The following is a 20570-nucleotide window of genomic DNA, read 5'->3' on the forward strand; positions in this document are numbered from 1 at the left end:
GTGATCACTACCCATTGGCGGCCATTCGCGGAGACGCTCCATGTCTTTCCAATCCGACTACCTGGTGCGGCGTCTGCGCATGCGGCATCTGCAGCTGCTGGTGGCCCTTGCCGATGCGGGCTCAATGCGCGCTGCCGCAACGCAACTGAGCTTGAGCCAGCCAGCTCTGAGCAAGATGCTGGGTGAAATCGAAGCGGGCTTCGATGCCCGCCTGTTCGAGCGCACAGCGCATGGACTTGTGGCCAACGCGGCGGGGAACGCGGCGATCTATCGCGCCCGGGTCATCCTGGGCGAGCTTTCGCGCAGCAAGGATGAAGTGGATGCGATGCGAGACGGCGCAGAAGGTCTGCTGCGATTGGGCACCCTCTCCGTGACCGCCACCGTGCCTCAAGCGGTCATCGAGCTACGCAGGCGATTGCCGCTCGCCAAAGTACAAGTTCAAGAAGGCAGGGTTCGCGAGCTGATCCAGCGGCTCTTGAACGGCGAACTCGACTGCGTTTTCGGCGCCGTCACACCCGAGCTGCTGACAAGCGCACAACTCTCGCTGCTGAAGCCGGAGTTGCTGGTGGATGACGAGTTGTGCGTGCTGTGTGCGAAAGGGCACTCTCTTTCGCGCAAGCGCCGATTGACCTGGGGCGATGTTCACGTTCAGCCGTGGGTCGCTCCCCCAAAGGACACGCTGGTTCGACAGGCATTGATGACCGCGTTTCTCAACGCCGGCCTGGAGCCGCCAGAGCCCGCCATTGAAGTGCTTTCGTCAGTCACCCTCGGCAGCGTTTTGCGCCTTGATGGGAACGTGCTCGGGGCGGTGCGTTTTGAACAGGCGCGAGACGAACTGGCGCGCGGGGGCATCGTTCGTCTGCCCATCACACCGCCTGTGCCGCTTCCATCACTAGGTCTTTACACGCGGCGAGCGGCAGAAGGGCCTCCCCCGATCGTGCAGGCGTTCGCAGATGCCATCCGTTTGGTGAGCACGCGTGTCAGGGTACAGAAGCCATCAGGCTAGCCAATGGAAAAGTACAGATGATTGCGTTGCATTTATCGATGTGTCCGTGGAATCCAGAAGCTGACAGTTGACGCTTTGGGCTACTGGCAAAGACTCGCAAGGGTATTTCCTTATGTAACAAAGCGGCACGCCAGTGGTAGCCTGTATTCGTATCTTTGATCAAACATCAATGATTGCAGGCAATCCATGCACCCCAAAACCCCGGTTTCCATCAACGAAGCGGTTTACCGAATGCTGCGAGACCGTCTCATGCGCGGGGAATTCGCGGCGGGCCAGGTGCTGGGGATCGAGGAGCTGGCGCAAACGATGCATACGAGCACCATGCCCGTACGTTCTGCCCTGCAGCGCCTGGCGGAGCAGCGTGCCGTGGAACGCAACAAGAGCCGGAACATGCAGGTTCCGCTGCTCAGCATCGAACGGCTGGAAGACATACGGCGCAGCCGGCTGCTGGTGGAGGGTGCCCTCATCGAATGGGCAACGCCAAGGCTTGAGCGGGCCCAGATGGACCACCTGCGCTTGCTGGTGGACAAGATCGCGAATGCACTCGAAGAACCAGAAAAGCTGGACGAGGGCTTGACCAACAACCAGACCTTTCATTTCACCATCTACCAGGCGGCGAACTCGCCCACCATGCTGTCCATGGCGGAGAGTCTGTGGCTGCAGTCCGGCCCGTACCTGCGTGCGGCGCGCAATCTCATGCACACGGCTCCTAGGCCGGACCTGCATGAAAAGATCCTGAAAGCCATGGAACGCAGGGACGGGGTCGCCGCCCGCCTTGCAATGTGCCAGGACATCGCCTGGGCATTCGACCGCTTGAGCGAGGTGCCTCAAGCCCTTTCGCGGGCCGCATGACCCGTTCCTCCCCGACTTTCCCCACCCCACCTTGACCATGACCTCGCGTCCATCCCTGCACAAACACCGTTCAAGCGCCGTGACCGACGGTGTTGCGCGTGCTCCCCACCGGGCATTCCTGCGTGCCACCGGTTTCGATGACGCCGCATTCACACGGTCGATCATCGGCATCGTCAGCACCCAGGGCGAAAACACGCCGTGTTCCATGTCCCTCGGCCCGCAAGCGGATCGCGCGCGCCTGGGCGTGGCACGAGGCGGCGGTGTGCCGGTTTCCTTTTCGACAATCTCGGTGTCCGACGGTACCTCCATGAACCATGCCGGCATGCGGATGAGCCTGGTATCGAGGGAGGTCATTGCCGACAGCGTGGAGGTGGCGGTGAGGGCCCATGCCTACGATGGCCTGGTGGCTGTCGCAGGATGCGACAAGACCTTGCCGGGGATGATGATGGCTGTCGCGCGCCTCAACGTTCCTGCCGTGTTTCTGTACGGCGGAGCCACCTTGCCCGGCAGGGTGCGAGGCCAGCAGGCCACCATCCTCACGGCCATCGAAGCCGTCGGGGCGGTGCAGACCGGCAGCCTTTCGCCAGAAGGGCTGGCCGAGATCGAGCGCCATTGCACTCCCACCGTCGGCTCCTGCCCGGGCCAGTTCACGGCCAATACCATGGCCATGGTCGCAGAGACTCTGGGCCTGTCGCCGCTGGGCACGGCCATGATTCCGGCGGTCTACAGCGAGCGGCTGGCGATTGCGGAGCGGGCTGGCGAGACGGTGATGCACACATTGCAGCGCGGCTGGCCGCTGCCACGCGACCTGATCACCCGCAAGAGCCTGGAGAATGCCTGCGCCGCGGTGGCAGCGACGGGCGGGTCCACAAATGCTGCACTGCACATTCCCGCCATTGCGCACGAGGCGGGGATCGAATTCACGCTGGAGGATGTGGCGTCCGTGTTTCAACGCACCCCTCTGATCGCCGATCTGCAGCCAGGCGGAACCTACCTCGCGCGTGACCTGCACGAGGTGGGCGGAGTGCCCGCTGTGCTCAAGAGCCTGTTGAAGTCAGGGCACCTGCATGGGGACGTGCCGACCTTGGACGGCCGTACCTTGCAAGAGGCGCTGGCCGAAGCTCCAGACGCAGACGGCACCATCGTGCGGTCTGCCGAACAAGCCTTGCAGCCCACCGGAGGCGTCACCGTGTTGCGGGGAAACCTCAGCCCCGAAGGAGCCCTGCTGAAGGTGGCAGGCTTGCGCGCCTTGACGTTCACGGGACCGGCGAGGGTCTTCGAAAGCGAAGAAGACTGCATGAAGGCGGTGTCTGGCCGCCAATATCAGGAAGGCGACGTGCTGGTGATTCGCAATGAAGGGCCTCGCGGAGGCCCCGGCATGCGAGAAATGCTGAGTGTCACGGCCGCCTTGTATGGGCAGGGCATGGGAGAGGCCGTGGCGCTGCTGACCGATGGGCGCTTTTCCGGCGCAACCCGAGGCATGTGCATCGGCTATGCAGGCCCGGAAGCCGCAGTGGGCGGGCCCATTGCCCTGGTCCGTAACGGTGACCTGATCCACATAGATGCCACGACCGGCACCCTGGAGATGCGGGTTACCGACGAGGAGTTGGCTGCACGCAGACAACAGTGGAAACCACCACAGGCCCAGCGGCTGGGCGGGGTGCTGGAGAAGTACGCGCTGGTGGTGCGGCCAGCGCGTTTGGGCGCGGTCACGCACTCCGGGGCCATGGCCTGGCCCTACGAAGGCGAAGAAGCATGACTTCACAATCCACCGTGGGTTTCTGCGGCCTTGGGCTGATGGGTGCGGCCATGGTGTCAAGGCTTTTGAGAGCCGGGCACTGCGTGCACGTTTGGAACCGCTCCACAGAAAAGGCCCAGGCCCTGGTGCAGTTGGGCGCCGTGGCAGTCGAGAGCCCCGCAGACATGGCGAAGCATTGCGAGCTTGTCATCCTGTGCCTGACCGACGAGGCTGCGGTTTCGGACGTGGTTCTGGGCCCTCATGGTTTGCTGAAAAGCGGGGCTGTACGGGTGGTGCTGGACCATTCAAGCATCTCTCCTGAAGCTACCTCGCGCATTGCCAGCCAGGTGAAAAGCGTCGCAGACATCGATTGGCTGGATGCCCCGGTCTCCGGCGGCGTGCGCGGCGCAGACAGCGGCACACTCGCCGTCATGCTGGGCGGAGATCCCGAGGCCATGGCCAGTGCGATGCCGTACATGCAGGCTTACTCCCGCCACGTCACGCACATGGGAGGGTCCGGTGCGGGCCAGTGGGCCAAATTGTGCAACCAGACGATTGTGGCCACTGCGCTGTGCGCCATCGCCGAAGCGGTCCATCTGGCGCAGCGTGCTGGAATCGATGCTGAAAAATTGCCGCAGGCTCTTGCCGGAGGATGGGCAGACTCCGTGCTCCTGCAGACTTTTGTGCCGCGCATGCTGGCACCGCCAGACAAAAGCATCGGTTCTGTTGCCACCATGCTCAAGGACGTGGACAACATCGCGGGAGCGGCCAATACTGTCCATGCCTATGTTCCGGTGCTCGCTGCCGTGCGCCAGCGCTTTGACAACGCGCGCCGGCAGGGCTTGGCAGACCAGGATCTGTCGCAAATCCATCGCGTAGCGAGACCGGCATGAAGCTCGCGGCAAATATCGGCTTTCTCTACGCAGACGTGCCCCTCATGGATCGCATCGACTGCGCTGCGCGAGACGGACTGGACGGAATCGAATGTCCCTTTCCTTATGACTTGCCTCCTTCCGTGCTGGCCCAGCGGCTGCGCGCAGCGGGTTTGCCGCTTGTGCTGATCAACACGCCTCAGGGGCCTGGCGGTGAGCCCGGGTTTGCCGCAGTGAACGGGCAGCAGGAGTACTTCCGGGCCGGGATCGAACAAGCGCTGGAGATGGCGCACTACACGGCCTGTGCCCGGGTTCACGTGATGGCGGGCCGACCGTGGACTGAAGGTCGGTGCGAGCAGTCGGTCCTGGCGACTTTGCAGGAGAACCTCGGTTGGGCCGAATGGCAGGCACGCAGGGCGGGGGTTGTCTTGCTGCTGGAGCCCCTGAACCGCCTGGACATGCCTGGCTACGCATACCACCGGCCGGCACAGGTGATTCAAGTGCTCGAGCACTTGAATTTGCCGAATCTGAGACTGCAGTTCGATAGGTTCCATGCGGCCCGAGAGAATCTGGACGTCCTGGAGAGCCTGCTGGCCTGCGCCGCCTGGATTGCACATGTGCAGATTGCAGAGGCCCCCCATCGAACAGCACCCGATTTGAGCAGGCCCGAAACCGTGCAGACCCTGCGCGCATTGAGCACCCTGCCCTGCGGCGGGTGGCTGGGCCTTGAATTCGAATCGCCAGCAAGTGCGTCGAGCGGCATCGAGTGCCTTCAAGATTTGCGGGCGCTCTTGCTGCCACAAGCAATGGGAACAGTTGCATGAAAGTTCTTATCACAGGTGCGGACGGCTACATCGGCCGCTCACTGGCGCGCCGCCTGGCTGACCCGTCTGGCCGGTTGCGGGGGCAGCCGATCACCGCGCTGACCTTGTGCGATTTGCAGCTTCCCGAAGCGAGAACGCTGAGCGAGCGCATGCCCCAATTGCGGACCATGGAAGGCAGCATTGCGGATGCTGCGGTCATCGACGCGATAGCGCTGAATGATCCCGACATCGTTTTCCACCTGGCGAGCGTACCAAGCGGTCAGTCGGAAAAAGATTACGGCCTGGGCATTGACGTGAACCTGCTGGCGACCGTTTCGCTGCTCAACGCACTGCGTCGCAACGGCAATGGGCCGGTGGTGGTGTTTGCCAGCTCGATTGCGGTTTTTGGTGCGCCCTTGCCTGAGCGCATCGACGACGATACGCCACTTTCCCCAAGCCTGAGCTACGGGGCGCAAAAGCAGATGGCCGAGATACTCCTGGCCGATGCTACGAGGAGAGGGTTCGTGCAAGGCCGCTCGCTCAGACTGCCGGGAATCGTTGCCAGACCACCCACACCCACGGGAGCCCTGTCCGCCTTTTCCAGCGAACTCATGCGCGCGCTGGTACAGCGACAGCGCTACTGCTGCCCAGTCTCTCCCGACGCCACCTTGTGGTTGCTGTCGCTGGAGGCATGCATCGACAACCTCATCCACGCGGCGCAATGCGCGCCTGAAAGCCTGTGCGGCCACACGACCTGGAACCTACCGGCCCTTCGGCTCAGTATCCGCGATCTGGTCAGCGCCCTCGATGATCTGGATCCGGGGTGCGCAGCGCTTGTGACGTATGCGCCGGATTCAGCGCTTGAAGCGCAGTTTGGCCGGCTGCCGCCCCTGCATACCGCACGCGCGGACGCCGCCGGATTCCGACACGATGGAACCGTGGCGCGCCTGGTGCGGCGTGCGGCTGCATCCATTGGTACCCGGTCTTGATGCATCTGCGGGCGGCTCCCGCTGCCCGCGTTACCCCGCGCCTGGCGCACAAAAATGGAGACTTCAGCTATGCAGACCAACCGCCGCGATTTCCTGCAGCACAGCGCCGCCGCGCTGTCCATTCCCAGCTTGATGGGGGCCGGCCTGGCCCAGGCGCAAACCCAAGCCTCTGTCGAGATTCTCAAGATCATCACCGGCTTTGCTGCCGGCGGTACGTCGGACACGGTCTGTCGCCGCGTGGCCGACGGGCTGCGGGGCCTCTATGCACGAAGCGCCTTGGTGGAGAACCGGACGGGCGCAGGTGGCCAGATCGCCATCACGAGTGTCAAGGCATCCCCTGCGGACGGCACGGTGATGCTGCAGACGCCTGCCTCTATGCTCACGATCTACCCCCACATCTACAAGAAGCTTCAGTACGATCCCTTCAAGGACCTGGTGCCGGTCTCCATGGCCTGCACTTTCGAATTCGCGCTGGCGGTTGGGCCTGCCGTTCCAGCCAGCATCACCAACGTGCCAGAGTTCCTTGCCTGGGTCAAAGCGAACCCGACGAACGCGAATTTCGGATCGCCCGCAGCGGGATCAACGCCGCATTTCACTGCCGAGATGCTGGCCCGCGCCGGCCAGGTCTCCATGCGGCACCTGCCGTACCGAGGCACGCAGCCCGCGATCCTGGATCTCACGGGCGGACAGATCGCTTCTGTCAGCGGCCCTATCGGCGACTTTCTGCCGCATCTCGCAGGTGGACGGGTGCGCCTTTTGGGAGTGTCTGGTGCAAAGCGCAGCCGTTTTGCGCCACAGACTCCGACCTTCGCCGAGCAAGGACTGAAGGACGTGGTCACCGACGAGTGGTTCGCGTTCTACATGCCCGCCGGCACGCCCTCGGACATCGTGCAGCGGGCGAATGCAGCACTGCGTACCGCGTTGGCCAAGCCGGAAGTCATCGACGGCCTTTCTGCGATGGGCCTGGAGGCCAAGTCCTCCAGTCAGGCAGAACTGCTGGACATGCAGCGCCGCGACACGGAGCGCTGGGGGCCCATCGTCAAGGCTGTGGGATTCACGGCGGACTAGTGTCCTGAGTTGGAAGTTCGTTGAAGAAGGAAATCTGCCGAAATCGCTGCCAGGCTAGGCGCAAAGCACAGCCATGCCGGGTGGCCCAACCCACCTTCTCGGTCCGCTGCAGCTAGCGCAGGTCAACCTCAGAGTGATCGCTGAGGGCCCACAGCCTCACCGAAACATGGAGCTCCAGCGCTCGCATGGCGTTGCCCCAATGCCCCGCCAGTCCCTCCGCCGTTGCGAGCCTTTGCCGCATGGTGTTCACATGAATGCCCAGCCGCTCGGCAGCGGCCTTGGCGTTCTGGTTGCAGTCGAAATAGGCCAGCAGGGTGGCGACCAGCTCGGAGCCACGCTTTCTGTCGTATTCGATGAGTGAGCCAATGGTGCTCTTGAGATAGGCATGCAAGCTTGCCTGGTCATGCGTTTCGAACAAGGTTGAGTACAGCGCCAACTCATTTTGGCCGATGATCGCTCCACGCATGCCCACACGGGCCATGACTGGGAGAGAGCGGCGCAGCGAAGCATGGAGCGAAGGGATCTCCGACGGCTGTGGGATGGGACGCGAAACTACGCCCAGGAACTCGGGACCAAAATGCTGCCGAACTGCGCTGTCAATCGTGCGCCGGACTTCATCGGCTCGGACAGTCTCACTCAGGATGGTCAACACCCCATCAAGCTCGTCAAAAAGCGCTCTCGGCAGTAGCTGGGCGGAACGCAACCACCGCGCCAGGTAGCCGGTCTCCGAGGCGCGCGTCTGCAAAAGCAGCAGTGTGGTGGGGCGCGAAAGATCCACGCCGAATCGACCTGCCCGGTCGCTCAGCAAGTGCAGGTCGTCCTGACGTGGGGACAGCAAGCCACGAAGCAGGCTGGACAGATCGCGGCTTTGCGAGGCCTCAGCGCGCTCGCGAGACAGCAACACGATGCCCACTATGCTTGCACACCGTTCATAGGTGCGGACAGCGACGTCATCCAGCGCGGCCTGCCGAAACAGCAGCATTGTGCCGAGCACATCGCTTCCCCCGATAACGGTGATGAGCCGGCAGTTCTCGCCCAGTGCTTCGTAGGCCAGCACGGAGCGGCCGATGCGTCGGCTCTCTCCCAGTGCACGTGACAAGGCATCGCTGTGCTCTCCATGCGGACGGTAGGCGTCCGCACCATGGCCCTGGTAGGTTTCGGCCACGCCCCGTCCGATGGGCTGCCCAACCTCGTCGAGTACCAGTACGTCGCCCTCCATGATCTGCGCCACCGACTGGCAAATGGTGGCCAGTGTGGCCCCCTTGGCCAGCAGCGTAGTCATCTGGTCGTGGGCTTCAGCTGCGGCCTGGACGCTTTGCGCATGCTGCTCCAGTTGCGCATGGGCGATCTCTGCGCTGCGCAGTGCGGCATGGGTCTGCTCGAACGCCATGGCATTCTTGATGGCCACCGCGGCATGCGTGGCCAAAGTGCTGAGGATGGAGATGTTGTGTGCGGTGTGTGTCCGGTGGTAGCGATCCGCCACAAAGAGCAGTCCGATCACCTCATCCTCCCACAGCAGTGGAACCCCAACGACTGCAGCAATGCCCTCTTCCCTGAACGTCACGTCAAGCTGCGGGTCGTGCGGAAAGCGTGGATCGTTCAGGTAATCAGCGGTGGTGAAGGGCAACCGGCTCTTGACCACGACGCTCACGATCCCCAGGCCGCGTCCGGCCAGCATCTCTCCTGTTCCCCGAGACAGCGCGCCGTCGGATGTCAGCACATGGAATGCGTCCAAGCCTGCGTCGTAGGCCGACAGCCAGGCCACTTGCGATCCCAGCAACCGCCGCGCCCGTGACACTACGGTGGCCAGCAACTCGGGTACGTCCAGGCGGCCGGAAAGGTCGCGCGCTGACTCGATCACCGCAAGCATCCCGCTCTCGCGCTGCTGTTGCACGTCCATTCGGTTACGGATGGCCATCGCCATGCGAACCAGCTCCAGAAGGTCCGGCTTTCTGGACAAGTCGTCGGGCAACGCCTCCACCCGTGCCATGCAGGCAGCGAACTCTTCGGAGGATGCGGTGCGATGCAGCAGCTGGATCAATTCTTCGCCGATGCGCTCGCTCACATCGGTTTCGGCCGGCTCGATGGCATTGGTCATGCGCAAGTTCTCCAACAGGTGGGGCGGAACATTTTCTTGGTGCACCGGGCGGTTCGTGGGACTGAAGTGTGGGGCCTACCCAAGGACCTTGCACTGCGCATTCGGCCAAACATCGGGTTTTCACTGAGTAGGTCGCGCACATCAGGACCCCGGCTCAGGTGTGTTCGATCCACATAGAAGTTCGCCTCGCATTCGACGACAGTTCCCTCACCGGTCGAGCCACTGCGAATCTGGCGTTCGAAATCACGAATCCAGCCAGGCGCCGGGCAGCAACCATCGCAAAAGCAACAGCCCTCTGTCTTATGAGCATCATGAATTCCTTGAGTCCCGAACGGGGACTGCGCGTCTTGGTCACAGCGGGCGCCAATGGCATCGGCGCGGCAGTTGCTCGTGCGTTCAGTGAGGCAGGTGCGCGCGTACACGTTTGCGACATCGACGGACTGGCCATCGACCGGCTGGTCCAGGCGTTGCCAGGCGTCACAGCCAGCGTGGCCGACGCCTCTGTCGAACGCGATGTAGATCTCGTATTCAAGGACGTGGCCGGGAACCTCGGGGGGCTGGATGTGCTGGTCAACAACGCGGGCATTGCAGGACCCACGGCTTCCATCGAGGACATCAGCGCGAGCCAGTGGGAACGCACTGTGGATGTGAACCTCAACAGCCAGTTCCTGTTTGCAAAACGCGCGGTGCCAATGCTCCGCGCTTCTTCCAGCAGTCCCTGCATCGTCGCGATGAGTTCGGTCGCTGGGCGCCTGGGATATGCCTACCGCACGCCCTATGCATCCACTAAATGGGGCGTGATCGGACTCATGAAGTCATTGGCCATCGAGCTTGGCCCCGTCGGCATACGTGTCAACGCGATCCTGCCTGGCACGGTCGAGGGAGAACGGATGGACGGCGTGATCGCAGCCCGCGCGGCAGCCACCGGCATCGATACAGAAGCCATGCGCGAGCAGTACCTGCGCAAGATCTCGCTGCGCCGAATGGTCACAGCCGATGACGTCGCTGCCACTGCACTGTTTCTGAGCTCGCCGGCGGCTCGCAACATCACCGGCCAGGCGATCAGCGTGGACGGGAATCTCGAGTACCTGTAAGGCACCCGCCGCCGGTACGCCCACAGCAACAAAAGGAGACTCTATGAAGATGATCGTCAACACCATCGGCACTGCCGCCATCGCCGTTGCAGGCATTGCGGCCAGCAGCGCAGCGTCCGCGCAGAGCGTCAAAATCGGCGTGATCGAGACGCTCTCGGGCCCACAGGCCGCCTCCGGCCTGATGTACCGCACGGCGGCCCGCTACGCCGTGGACCGGATCAATGCCCAAGGTGGTTGGAACGGTCAGCCTATCCAGTTGGTCGAGTATGACAACCAGGGCGGACCCACGGGCGCGGCCGACAAGCTCAAAACCGCCATCTCCGACGGCGTGCACCTCATTGTTCAGGGCGCATCGTCTGCAGTCGGCGGGCAGCTTACGGAAGATGTGCGCAAGCACAACCTGCGCAACCCCGGCAAGGAGATCGTCTACATCAACGTGGGTGCGGAAGCGTTGGAGCTGACTGGCGAGAAATGCCATTTCCACCACTTCCGCTTCAGCGGGAACGCCCAGGTGCGCACCAAGGCGCTGGTGCAGGCGATGAAAGCCTCAGGCACCCTGGGTACCCGGGTCTATGCCATCAACCAGAACTACTCCTGGGGCCAGGACATGGAGAAGGCCACGGTGGACAATGCGGCGCTGGGCGGCTACGAGGTGGTTGAGAAGACGCTCCACGACGTCAACCGCATCCAGGACTTTGCGCCGTACGTGGCCAAGATCGGGGCAGCCAAGGCGGATACGGTCATCACGGGCAACTGGTCCAACGACCTGCTGCTGCTCATGAAGGCCACGCGCGCCGCCGGCCTGAAGACGCGATTTGGCACCATCTTCCTGGACCAGCCAGGCAACATCGCTAACGCAGGCGACCTTGCCATCGGTCACTTCATCGCACACACCTTCAACGCAGAAGCCGGCGCGACCGAGGGTGAGAAGTTTGTCAATGACTACCGTACCAAGACGGGTAGCGCGCCGGTCGCGACCGACCCGCAGACGGTGTTTGGCCTGCTGATGGTGGGCGATGCCCTCAGCCGCGTGAAACCTGAGGGCGGCAAGTTCAACGTGAACGCGTTCGCACGGGCTCTGGAAACCTCGAAGATTTCGACACCCAACGGCGAAATCAGCATGCGCGCAGAGGACCACCAAGCCCTGCTGCCGCTCGTCGTGTCCACCGTTTCGAAAGACGCCAAGTTCAAGGTGGACAACACCGACATGGGCTTCAAGCCGGTCAAGCTGTTCTCTGCCCAGGAAGCAGCCACGCCGGCCCAGGCCAGCTGCAAGATGCAACGCCCCTCCTGATGGGCAAGCGCCCCTGCAGGGGCGCTGTTCTTCTCCCTCCTTTCGCACGAGATGCCGGAGCTGGCCTTGCGGCCTGCCGCGGGATCTCGCTCGCCTGTCCCCCTCTCGCGAACCTCACACGCCTATGGACACCCTCATCGTTTCGCTGCTGAACGGAACCATCTACGGCTTGCTGCTGTTCATGGTCTCTGCTGGCCTCACGCTCATCTTCGGGATGATGGGTGTGCTCAATTTTGCGCACGCATCGTTCTACATGCTGGGTGCCTACTTCGCCTACGCGCTCTCGGACGTGCTCGGGTTCGCCGTGGCGCTGGTGACAGCCACCGTGCTCGTGGGGCTGGTGGGCGTGGTGGTGGAGAAATTCTTCCTGCGCCGCGTGCACCACCACGGCCATGCCCACGAACTGCTGCTCACCTTCGGCCTGTCCTTCATCATTGCCGAGTTGATCAAGCTGTTTTTCGGCAATTTTCCGGTCAACTACCGCCTTCCCCACGGACTGGACTTCGCCGCATTCACCATAGGTACGGCCAGCTATCCCGCCTACCGAATCTTCATGGGAGTAGTTGCGGTTGCCATGTTCGTGGTGATCTACCTGCTGCTCACGCGCACCCGTGTCGGCATCGTCGTGCGGTCGGCCATCTACCGACCGCGCATGGCGGAAGCGCTAGGGCACAACGTTCCGCTGGTGTTCATGGGCGTTTTCGGCGCGGGTGCAGCACTGGCAGGCCTCGCAGGCGCGGTGGCCGGCGCCTTCTACACCACCAACCCCAACATGGCTCTGGAGCTGGGCGTCATGGTCTTCGTGGTGGTGGTCGTGGGTGGCCTGGGGTCGCTCGAAGGAGCGATGCTGGCATCGCTCCTCATCGGCGTCATCACCTCGCTAGCGGTGGCCGTCGATACCAGCCTTGCCGACCTGCTGGCGGTATTTGGTGCACGCAGCTGGGCCGAGGGAGTGGGCGGGTTGCTCACGCTCAAGCTCTCCAGCCTTGCCGCCACTCTTCCGTTCGCGCTGATGCTGCTTGTGCTGCTCGTGCGCCCCTCGGGTCTCCTCGGTGAAAAGGCGTGACGCCATGACCACACGACATCTTCTTCTGGGCACCCTGTGCCTGGGCGCTGCCATCCTGGCAGGCCTGCCCTACCTTCTTTCCGCAGGCCTGCTCAATGCGGCCATCCAGATGCTCATAGCCGCATTGTTCGCCTCTGCCTACAACGTGGTGTGCGGGCAGGCCGGCATGCTTTCCTTCGGTCACGCTGCGTATTTCGGTGCAGGTGCCTTTGCCACGGTCCATGCCATGAACGCGGTTGGCGGAGCAGGGATTGTTCCTACACCCCTGCTGCCTCTCGCAGGTGCGCTGGGTGGTTTGCTGGTAGGCATCGTCGCTGGCTGGTTCTCAACCAAACGCACCGGGACGTACTTCGCGATGATCACCCTGGCCATTGCAGAACTCTTGCACTCCATCGCACCGCACATCAAGACCGTTTTCGGGGGCGAGGCCGGTGTCTCCAGCATGCGCATGCCATCGATGGGCATTGCGTTTGGCTCTACCACCGAGGTGTACTACCTGACCCTGGCCTGGGTGCTGGTTTCCTTGGTACTGCTTTACCTCTACACCCGCACCCCGGTTGGACGCTTGGCCCTTGGCCTGCGGGAGAACCGACACAGGCTGGCCTTCCTGGGCTACGACGTGCACCGGCTCAGCGTCCTGGTGTTCACGGTGTCGGCCATGTTCTCTGGCATCGCGGGCGGCTTGCAGGTGATCAACAACGAAGCGGCCAACTACGTGCTGTTTGAGAGCACCCTTTCGGCGGCGGCTGTGCTCAACGCCTACATCGGCGGTGTGGGCTCGTTCCTCGGTCCAGCACTGGGCGCGGCATTGATGACCTTCTTCGGCTACGCGGTCTCCGATATGACGCAGTCCTGGCTGCTTTACCAGGGCATCGTGTTCGTGGTGGTGATGATGTTCATGCCGCAAGGGCTGGCAGGGCTCGCGGGTGGATCGGCAATGCTCTGGCGCAAGGTCGGACCGTTGCGGCTCGCCCCGATACTGGCTCTCTACGCCGGCGCTAGCTTGCTCTTGGGTGGTGGCACCGCCTTTGTGGTCGAGATGCTGCGGCGGGCTTTCTCACGTGACTACCGCGCTTTGCTTGGCCCTGATTCGTCGGCCCCCTGGCCTCCCATCTCTCTCTTCGGAGTGGACTGGGCGCCGTTTGCGTTGACCACCTGGCTGGTGCCGATTGCGCTACTGGCCGCGGGCAGTGCCCTTGCTTACCTCGCCGGCAAGCAATTGCGAACTCTGCAGGAGAACCGTCAGGACGATGAGATCCCCGCGTCGCCGGACTCCCTCGCTTCCTCTTCCATAACCAGTGCGCAGGAGCCCGCATGACGAACTCCATACTTTCCCTTCGTGGCCTGAAGAAATCCTTCGGCCCGACCGAGATCATCCGGGGCGTGGACCTTGACCTGCTCCCTCACGAGCGGCATGCACTCATCGGCCCCAATGGCGCTGGCAAATCCACGCTGTTCCATCTGATTTCCGGCAACCTCACTCCGTCTTCCGGTGAAATCGTGTTCAACGGCACCCAGATCCAGGGCAAGCCACCCCAGGAAATCAACCGACTGGGCCTGTCCCGCTCATTCCAGATCACCAACATCTTTCCGAAGTTGACGGTGTTTGAAAACCTGCGCCTGGCCGTGATGCGCTCGCATGGACTGCAGTACACGTTCTGGAAATTCATCGACAACGCTGTGGGCGTGCGCGAGCAGACCGAGCGCTTGCTCGAGCAGGTGCGCTTGCAGTCCCGTGCCCGAATGATGGCGGCAGAACTGTCCTATTCGGAACAGCGGTCGCTGGAAATCGCCATGACCTTGGCTTCCGATCCCAAGGTCATCCTTCTGGACGAGCCGATGGCGGGCATGTCCAACGAGGAAACCGACTACACCGCGCAGTTGATTCGGGAGGTGACGCGCGGCCGGACGCTCTTCATCGTGGAGCACGATATGCAGGTGGTGTTTTCAATCAGCGACCGCATCAGCGTGCTTGTCTATGGCCAGGTCATCGCAACCGGAACTCCCGACGAGATCAGGGACAACGCTGCCGTGAAGGAAGCCTACCTCGGTGAGGAGGTGCTGGCATGAGTGCGCCCCCCACGCTGCTGAGCGTAGACCAGCTCCATGCGCACTACGGGAAGAGCCACATCCTGCATGGCGTCTCATTTGAAGTGCGGCGCAACGAAGTGGTGAGCTTGCTGGGGCGCAATGGCTCAGGCCGCTCCACCACCATGAAAGCGCTGATGGGACTTGTGCCACCCACCTCGGGGCATGTGGTGCTTCAGGGACGTGAAATCACTGGTCTGCGGCCATTCACGATCTGCCGCGCTGGTCTGGGATTCGTGCCTGAAGAACGCGAGGTTTTCGGCAACCTCACCGTGGACGAGAACCTGCACATGGGCGAGCAGCCAGCGGTGGCAGGCGCTGTGCAATGGACGGTCGATCAGATGTTCGACTACTTCCCTCGGCTGAAGGAGCGGCGGAACACGAAAGCTGCAAGCCTTTCCGGGGGCGAGCAGCAGATGCTGACCATCTGCCGTTCGTTGCTGGGCAATCCACTCGTGCTGCTGGTGGATGAACCCACCGAGGGCCTGGCACCCAAGATCGTCACTGCAGTGGGCGAGTGCATCCGGGATATGCACCAGCGCGGCGTTTCCGTGGTGTTGGTCGAGCAAAAGCTCGCCATTGCCCTGAAAGTCTCCACACGCGTGTGCGTCATGGGGCACGGCCGCATCGTCTTCGAGGGTACGCCCGCAGAGCTGTCATCCAACGAGCAATTGCTGACCGACTGGCTTGCCGTCTGATCCGCGCACCTTCGCCGCTGCGCCCACTTCGCCGTGCCAGGGGGCCCTCGCCTTCGACACATCCAAGAAACCAGCCTCCCTCGACCACACCATGGACAAGCTTCCGAACAAAGTCATCATCTCCTGTGCAGTCACTGGATCGGTGCACACGCCGAGCATGTCGCCGTATCTGCCGTTGACACCCGATGAGATTGCCCAGCAAGCCATCGATGCGGCACAAGCCGGTGCTGCCATCCTGCACCTGCATGCGCGCAACCCGGCCGACGGCAGTCCCACGGCCGACCCTGCGGTGTTCGCGCAGTTCGTGCCGCGCATCAATGCAGCCACGGATGCGGTCATCAACATCACGACCGGAGGCAGCACACGCATGACGCTTGAAGAACGGCTGGCCTATCCCCTGATTGCCCAACCCGAAATGTGCTCGCTGAACATGGGCTCCATGAACTTCTCGATCCACCCTGCTGCGCGCAAGATCACCGAATGGCGCCACGACTGGGAGAAGCCCTACATCGAAGGCATGGAGGACCTGATCTTTCGCAACACCTTTCGCGACATCAAGCACATCCTGAAGGTGCTGGGCGATGGCTGCGGAACGCGCTTCGAGTTCGAGTGCTACGACGTGGGGCACTTGCACACCCTGGCGCACTTTGTGGACGAGGGGTTGATAAAAGGCCCGTTGTTCATCCAGGCCATCTTCGGCATTCTGGGCGGACTGGGCCCCGACCCGGAGAACCTGTTCGTGATGAAGTCCACCGCCGACCGCCTGTTCGGCCGCAATGGCTATCGCTTCTCGGTGCTGGGCGCGGGGCGCCACCAGATGCCGCTGCTCACGATAGGCGCCGCCATGGGCGGCAATGTGCGTGTGGGACTGGAAGACAGCCTTTACCTGGGCAAGGGGCAACTGGCCACCTCCTGCGCAGACCAGGTACGCAAGATCCGCCGCATCCTGCAGGAGCTGTCACTCGATATCGCCAGCCCCGCCGAGACGCGGGCCATGTTGGGCCTCAAAGGCGCCGATGCGGTCGCCATCTGACACCACGTTCCCGAAAACCCTATCCATAGCAAGAAATCAAGGAAGACACATGAGCAAGATTTTGCAGAACAAGGTGGCCATCGTGACTGGAGCCGGAGGTGGCCTAGGCCGTTCTCACGCTCTGGAGCTGGCACGCCATGGCGCCCGGGTGGTCGTGAACGATCTGGGCGCCGAGCGCAAGGACTCCCCCGCCCAGCGCGTGGTGGCGGAGATCCTGCAGGCAGGGGGCGAAGCGATGGTGGATGGCGCCGACGTGACGAAGCCTGAGCAGGTGCAGTCCATGGTGGACAAAGCCGCTGGAGTCTGGGGTCGGATCGACATTCTGGTGAACAACGCAGGGATCTTGCGCGACAAGTCCTTTGCCAAGATGTCTTTGGAGGACTTTCGGCTGGTGATGGAGGTGCACGTGATGGGTGCAGTTCACTGCACGCGGGCAGTCTGGGGCCTCATGCGCGCCCAAGACTATGGCCGGATCGTCATGACGACCTCGTCCTCAGGACTGTATGGAAACTTCGGTCAAGCCAACTATGGCGCTGCAAAGATGGCGTTGGTCGGTCTCATGCAGACGCTTGCGCTGGAAGGGGAGCGCCATGGCATCCGGGTCAACTGCCTGGCGCCAAGCGCAGCTACAGGCATGACACACGGGGTACTGCCACAGGACGCCTTGTCCGGTCTGGCGCCCGAGCGTGTCAGCCCAGGGCTGATCGCCCTGGTGGCGGACGACGCACCTACCCGCATGATCCTGCTGGCAGGCGCTGGAAGCTTCGAGAGCGCCCATATCACCATGACCCAAGGTATCCATGTGGATGAAGGCCCGGATGCTGCGCAAGTGGTGCGCAGCAAGCTGCAGCAGGTGCAGTCCCGCGCGCAAGAAACTGTTCCAGCGTCTGGGTGGGAGCAGTACCGGCACGAACTTGTGAAAGCGGGCCTACAGGCCGAGACAGCGATTCAATCCTGACGGGGTGGCCGTGCCTCATTGAATGAAGGCACGGCACAGCCGCCACTCACATCTGCAGAGCAACCGGAGTGTGCGCGGCGCACATTGCCAGTGCCCCCGGTCGCATCGAGACTTGTTCCGGGTAGCGCGCACAGGCGCCCACCCGCTTTAGATACCAATAACACAAGGAGACAAGCATGAAACAGTTCTATGCGCTGAGCGCACCAGGACGGTGGGTCGTGTTGACCACCGCCGCCGCAGGATTGATTGCGTGCGGAGGCAATGACTCGGCAGATGCTGCCCAGGCACCCATGGCCTGCGAGAAGCTTGCGGGACTGGCCATCCCGGCATCCGCGATCAACCTGCCAACCTCCGGCGGCAGCGTATTGACGGCAACGCCCGTCGAGGCGAGCGGCAGCGGCGTTGCAGCGGTGCCCGCGCATTGCCTGGTCACAGCCCGCATCGGCCCCGTGGATGCCACCGCCCCAGACATCCGGTTCAATGTCGCGCTGCCAACAGCCTGGAACAACAAGACGATGATGTTTGGCGGGGGTGGCTTCAACGGCTCGGTCCCCAACGTCAGAGGCAATGTATCCAATGGTCCCGTGGACCAGCCGACACCGCTTGGTCGCGGCTACGCCACCTTTGCCAGCGACTCTGGCCACCAGGCGAACGCGTACGGATCGCAGGATGGCACATGGGGACTGAACGAGGAGGCCGTGCGGAACTTCGGCGGCGATGCACTGAAGAAAACCCGCGATGCTGCGGTCCACGTGATCAAGGCGCGCTACGCCTCCAGCCCGCAGAAGTCCTATTTCGCGGGCGGATCCACTGGCGGCCGCGAGGCATTGGCAGCCATTCAGCGCTGGCCGGCCGACTGGGATGGTGCCATTGCCTGGTATCCGGCATGGAACGACGCAGCAGCGCTCCTGGGCGGCCACCGCAGCAACATCGCTCTGGCCCAGCCAGGCGCCTACCCCAGCGTGCCAAAGCGGGCACTCGTCTACAAGGCCGCCATGGAGGCTTGCGACACACTCGATGGCGTCCAGGACGGACTCATCAGCAACCAAAGGCAGTGCAATGCCATCTTTGACCCGGCGGTCGCCACGGTTGGTGGAAGCGCACTGCGATGCACGGGCGGAGCCGACACAGGTGACAACTGTCTCTCCGACCCTCAGATCCAGGCGCTCAAGGTGATGAACACGGACACGGTCTTCAAGTTCGCGCTCGCCAGCGGCGAGACCCGCTACCCTGGTTACAACGTTTGGGGTGCCGACCTGGGAATCACCTCCAACCCGTCTCCCGTCCAACCTACGGTCACGTTCCTTGCGCTGGGTACAGCTGCTCCTGCTATGCCTGTGCCGCGCAACGCTCCCTATATCAGCGTGCTGGTCGATCAGTGGATCAAGTACTCCGTGACACGTGATGCAGGCTTCAACTCCCTGTTGCTGGACCCTGAAAGCCCCGGCCCCTGGGGTGCGCGCATCAGCGAGCTCAGCCGCCAGCTGGATACCAGAACCGACGTTTCCGCATTCGCCGCCAAGGGAGGAAAGCTGCTACTGGCCCATGGCTTGGCAGATGTACTGGTCAGCTCGCGCGCAACCGAGGACTACTACCGTCGCCTGCAGACCCAGATGGGACCGGACCGCGTACGAAGCTTTGCCCGCTATTACGAAGTACCCGGACTTGGCCATGCTGTGAGCACCGCATTCAATGCGACCTGGGACTCGCTGACTACCCTGGAGCGTTGGGTGGAAAATGGCATTGCCCCCACCAATCAGGTAACCACCGACGTAACTGGGGTACCGGGCCGGACCCGCCCCCTCTGCGACTACCCTCAATGGCCGAAGTACAGTGGCTCTGGAGATGTCAATCAGGCCGGCTCGTTCGTTTGCGCCAACTAAGGCCTGTTAACACCAATTTCGGGGATCGCGTTGCCCGGCCTGGGGGCTGGATGCAAGGCGCCCGTGCGCAGCAAGGTGTGCACCTTGCAAGCGCGGGCAACGCCACAGACGGCCCCCAGGCCGGGCAACCCGAAGGGAAGTCCCTTGCCGGCGCGCCACTCGTCGTGGCGTTCCTTGCGTGTGCAAGGCTATTGGCAAGCCAAGCTACAAAGCAGACGTCGCATGCCGGGGCCAGCGCGGGGGGCGAAATGAATGATGACACGCCCTAGATGCAGGTTTACAACTTTGATTGCGGGTTTACGACTTTAATTCCCAGAAATACTGGCCGAAGCGATCAGCTCGCCACGGTAAAGCGCTGCTGCACGTGGCGCGGATTCTCCAGCTCGTCGACGATGGCCACGGCCAGGTCGGCCACGCTGATGCCGCCGGGGGCTTCGCCGTTCATCAGCGGGGCATCGGTGCCCAGGCGGTACTGGCCGGTGCGCTCGCCGGGGGCCAGCAGGATGGGAGGCGAGAGGAAGGTCCAGTCCAGCGTGCTTTCGCTACGGATCAGGTTCAGTGCCTCGCGCGCGGCCAGGGCGCCGGCCTTGTACTCGGCCGGGAAGCCGGGGGTGTCCACCAGCTGCACACCGGGGGCGACGAACAGACTGCCCGCACCGCCCACCACCAGCAGGCGCTTGACGCCGGCCTGCTTGACGCCCGCATAGATGGCGCGCGTGCCGATGAGGAACTGGTCATGGATGTCGGGCACGGTCCAGCCTGGGTTGTAGGCGTTGACCACGGCCTCCTGGCCGGCCACGGCCTGGGCCACCTGGGCGGCGTCCTGGGCATCGGCCTGCACCACGGCGAGGCCCGCGCGGGCGGTGATCTTGCCGGGGTTGCGGGCCAGGGCGGTCACCTGGTGCTGGCGGTGCAGCAGTTCTTCGAGCACGGCCGAGCCGACAAAGCCGGTGGCACCGATCAGGGCGATTTTCATGTCATGTCCTTGGGTTGAGGTCGATGCAGTGAGAATATGGGCTTGTCAAACAAG

The 20570-nt window shown here is 63.0% G+C and carries 18 protein-coding genes; 16 read left to right on the plus strand and 2 right to left on the minus strand.

Annotation, left to right across the window (positions count from 1 at the left end; all coding sequences use genetic code 11):
- Window positions 1-40 precede the first annotated feature (40 nt).
- From AC07X5_RS19360 to AC07X5_RS19390, 7 genes are all read left to right on the plus strand, one after another.
- A complete protein-coding gene (locus AC07X5_RS19360) occupies window positions 41-1006 on the plus strand; it encodes a LysR family transcriptional regulator (protein WP_494771449.1) in 966 nt (321 codons plus the stop codon).
- Between the two features lie 186 nt (window positions 1007-1192).
- Window positions 1193-1858: a GntR family transcriptional regulator gene (locus tag AC07X5_RS19365; RefSeq protein ID WP_409959431.1), complete on the plus strand. Its 666-nt coding sequence runs from the start codon at window positions 1193-1195 to the stop codon at window positions 1856-1858.
- A 37-nt stretch (window positions 1859-1895) separates the two neighbouring features.
- Window positions 1896-3617 (plus strand): dihydroxy-acid dehydratase, encoded by a 1722-nt coding sequence (gene ilvD, locus AC07X5_RS19370; protein ID WP_494771500.1) that lies wholly within the window; start codon window positions 1896-1898, stop codon window positions 3615-3617.
- Complete coding sequence (locus AC07X5_RS19375) at window positions 3614-4489, plus strand: NAD(P)-dependent oxidoreductase (RefSeq protein WP_494771450.1); 876 nt, start codon at window positions 3614-3616, stop codon at window positions 4487-4489. The genes ilvD and AC07X5_RS19375 overlap by 4 nt, the downstream gene beginning before the upstream one ends.
- On the plus strand, window positions 4486-5292 hold the full coding sequence (locus AC07X5_RS19380) for a hydroxypyruvate isomerase family protein (protein ID WP_494771451.1): 807 nt from the start codon (window positions 4486-4488) through the stop codon (window positions 5290-5292). Before AC07X5_RS19375 ends, AC07X5_RS19380 begins: the two co-directional genes overlap by 4 nt.
- A complete protein-coding gene (locus tag AC07X5_RS19385) occupies window positions 5289-6260 on the plus strand; it encodes an NAD-dependent epimerase/dehydratase family protein (protein WP_494771452.1) in 972 nt (323 codons plus the stop codon). Before AC07X5_RS19380 ends, AC07X5_RS19385 begins: the two co-directional genes overlap by 4 nt.
- A gap of 69 nt (window positions 6261-6329) precedes the next feature.
- A complete protein-coding gene (locus AC07X5_RS19390; RefSeq protein ID WP_494771453.1) occupies window positions 6330-7328 on the plus strand; it encodes a Bug family tripartite tricarboxylate transporter substrate binding protein in 999 nt (332 codons plus the stop codon).
- A 112-nt stretch (window positions 7329-7440) separates the two neighbouring features.
- Here AC07X5_RS19390 and AC07X5_RS19395 read toward each other — a convergent pair whose 3' ends face one another.
- Window positions 7441-9426 carry a helix-turn-helix domain-containing protein gene (locus AC07X5_RS19395; RefSeq protein WP_494771454.1) on the minus strand — a complete coding sequence of 662 codons (1986 nt, stop codon included), beginning with the start codon at window positions 9424-9426 and terminating at the stop codon, window positions 7441-7443.
- Between the two features lie 302 nt (window positions 9427-9728).
- Between AC07X5_RS19395 and AC07X5_RS19400 the strand changes: the two genes are divergently transcribed.
- The 9 genes from AC07X5_RS19400 to AC07X5_RS19440 all read left to right on the plus strand — a co-directional run bounded on the left by AC07X5_RS19400 (window position 9729) and on the right by AC07X5_RS19440 (window position 19540).
- Window positions 9729-10520 carry an SDR family oxidoreductase gene (locus AC07X5_RS19400; RefSeq protein ID WP_494771455.1) on the plus strand — a complete coding sequence of 264 codons (792 nt, stop codon included), beginning with the start codon at window positions 9729-9731 and terminating at the stop codon, window positions 10518-10520.
- A 43-nt stretch (window positions 10521-10563) separates the two neighbouring features.
- A complete protein-coding gene (locus AC07X5_RS19405) occupies window positions 10564-11814 on the plus strand; it encodes a branched-chain amino acid ABC transporter substrate-binding protein (RefSeq protein ID WP_409954744.1) in 1251 nt (416 codons plus the stop codon).
- A 124-nt stretch (window positions 11815-11938) separates the two neighbouring features.
- A complete protein-coding gene (locus tag AC07X5_RS19410; protein ID WP_494771456.1) occupies window positions 11939-12880 on the plus strand; it encodes a branched-chain amino acid ABC transporter permease in 942 nt (313 codons plus the stop codon).
- Window positions 12881-12884: 4 nt separating this feature from the next.
- Window positions 12885-14198, plus strand: a complete 1314-nt coding sequence (locus AC07X5_RS19415) for a branched-chain amino acid ABC transporter permease (RefSeq protein WP_494771457.1) — start codon at window positions 12885-12887, stop codon at window positions 14196-14198.
- Complete coding sequence (locus AC07X5_RS19420; RefSeq protein WP_494771458.1) at window positions 14195-14950, plus strand: ABC transporter ATP-binding protein; 756 nt, start codon at window positions 14195-14197, stop codon at window positions 14948-14950. Before AC07X5_RS19415 ends, AC07X5_RS19420 begins: the two co-directional genes overlap by 4 nt.
- Entirely contained in the window at window positions 14947-15666 is a 720-nt protein-coding gene (locus AC07X5_RS19425; RefSeq protein WP_409954740.1) for an ABC transporter ATP-binding protein, read from the plus strand. Before AC07X5_RS19420 ends, AC07X5_RS19425 begins: the two co-directional genes overlap by 4 nt.
- A 91-nt stretch (window positions 15667-15757) precedes the next feature.
- Complete coding sequence (kce, locus tag AC07X5_RS19430) at window positions 15758-16699, plus strand: 3,5-dioxohexanoate:acetyl-CoA acetone transferase (protein WP_494771459.1); 942 nt, start codon at window positions 15758-15760, stop codon at window positions 16697-16699.
- 49 nt (window positions 16700-16748) lie between these two features.
- Window positions 16749-17657: an SDR family NAD(P)-dependent oxidoreductase gene (locus tag AC07X5_RS19435; protein ID WP_494771460.1), complete on the plus strand. Its 909-nt coding sequence runs from the start codon at window positions 16749-16751 to the stop codon at window positions 17655-17657.
- Between the two features lie 176 nt (window positions 17658-17833).
- Window positions 17834-19540, plus strand: a complete 1707-nt coding sequence (locus tag AC07X5_RS19440; RefSeq protein WP_494771461.1) for a tannase/feruloyl esterase family alpha/beta hydrolase — start codon at window positions 17834-17836, stop codon at window positions 19538-19540.
- Window positions 19541-19874: 334 nt separating this feature from the next.
- Here the strand turns inward: AC07X5_RS19440 and AC07X5_RS19445 are convergent, their stop codons facing one another.
- Complete coding sequence (locus AC07X5_RS19445; RefSeq protein WP_494771462.1) at window positions 19875-20516, minus strand: NAD(P)-dependent oxidoreductase; 642 nt, start codon at window positions 20514-20516, stop codon at window positions 19875-19877.
- Window positions 20517-20570 lie beyond the last annotated feature (54 nt).

This window comes from Acidovorax sp. GW458-11-26-14-TSB4, assembly GCF_059423865.1.

Coding starts and splice junctions, on each gene's coding strand:
- AC07X5_RS19385 (WP_494771452.1), top strand. CDS start 5,289: ATGAAAGTTCTTATCACAGGTGCGGACGGCTACATCGGCCGCTCACTG.
- AC07X5_RS19415 (WP_494771457.1), top strand. CDS start 12,885: ATGACCACACGACATCTTCTTCTGGGCACCCTGTGCCTGGGCGCTGCC.
- AC07X5_RS19425 (WP_409954740.1), top strand. CDS start 14,947: ATGAGTGCGCCCCCCACGCTGCTGAGCGTAGACCAGCTCCATGCGCAC.
- AC07X5_RS19400 (WP_494771455.1), top strand. CDS start 9,729: ATGAGCATCATGAATTCCTTGAGTCCCGAACGGGGACTGCGCGTCTTG.
- AC07X5_RS19365 (WP_409959431.1), top strand. CDS start 1,193: ATGCACCCCAAAACCCCGGTTTCCATCAACGAAGCGGTTTACCGAATG.
- AC07X5_RS19410 (WP_494771456.1), top strand. CDS start 11,939: ATGGACACCCTCATCGTTTCGCTGCTGAACGGAACCATCTACGGCTTG.
- AC07X5_RS19395 (WP_494771454.1), bottom strand. CDS start 9,426: ATGACCAATGCCATCGAGCCGGCCGAAACCGATGTGAGCGAGCGCATC.
- ilvD (WP_494771500.1), top strand. CDS start 1,896: ATGACCTCGCGTCCATCCCTGCACAAACACCGTTCAAGCGCCGTGACC.
- AC07X5_RS19375 (WP_494771450.1), top strand. CDS start 3,614: ATGACTTCACAATCCACCGTGGGTTTCTGCGGCCTTGGGCTGATGGGT.
- AC07X5_RS19380 (WP_494771451.1), top strand. CDS start 4,486: ATGAAGCTCGCGGCAAATATCGGCTTTCTCTACGCAGACGTGCCCCTC.
- AC07X5_RS19445 (WP_494771462.1), bottom strand. CDS start 20,516: ATGAAAATCGCCCTGATCGGTGCCACCGGCTTTGTCGGCTCGGCCGTG.
- AC07X5_RS19440 (WP_494771461.1), top strand. CDS start 17,834: ATGAAACAGTTCTATGCGCTGAGCGCACCAGGACGGTGGGTCGTGTTG.
- AC07X5_RS19390 (WP_494771453.1), top strand. CDS start 6,330: ATGCAGACCAACCGCCGCGATTTCCTGCAGCACAGCGCCGCCGCGCTG.
- kce (WP_494771459.1), top strand. CDS start 15,758: ATGGACAAGCTTCCGAACAAAGTCATCATCTCCTGTGCAGTCACTGGA.
- AC07X5_RS19360 (WP_494771449.1), top strand. CDS start 41: ATGTCTTTCCAATCCGACTACCTGGTGCGGCGTCTGCGCATGCGGCAT.
- AC07X5_RS19405 (WP_409954744.1), top strand. CDS start 10,564: ATGAAGATGATCGTCAACACCATCGGCACTGCCGCCATCGCCGTTGCA.
- AC07X5_RS19420 (WP_494771458.1), top strand. CDS start 14,195: ATGACGAACTCCATACTTTCCCTTCGTGGCCTGAAGAAATCCTTCGGC.
- AC07X5_RS19435 (WP_494771460.1), top strand. CDS start 16,749: ATGAGCAAGATTTTGCAGAACAAGGTGGCCATCGTGACTGGAGCCGGA.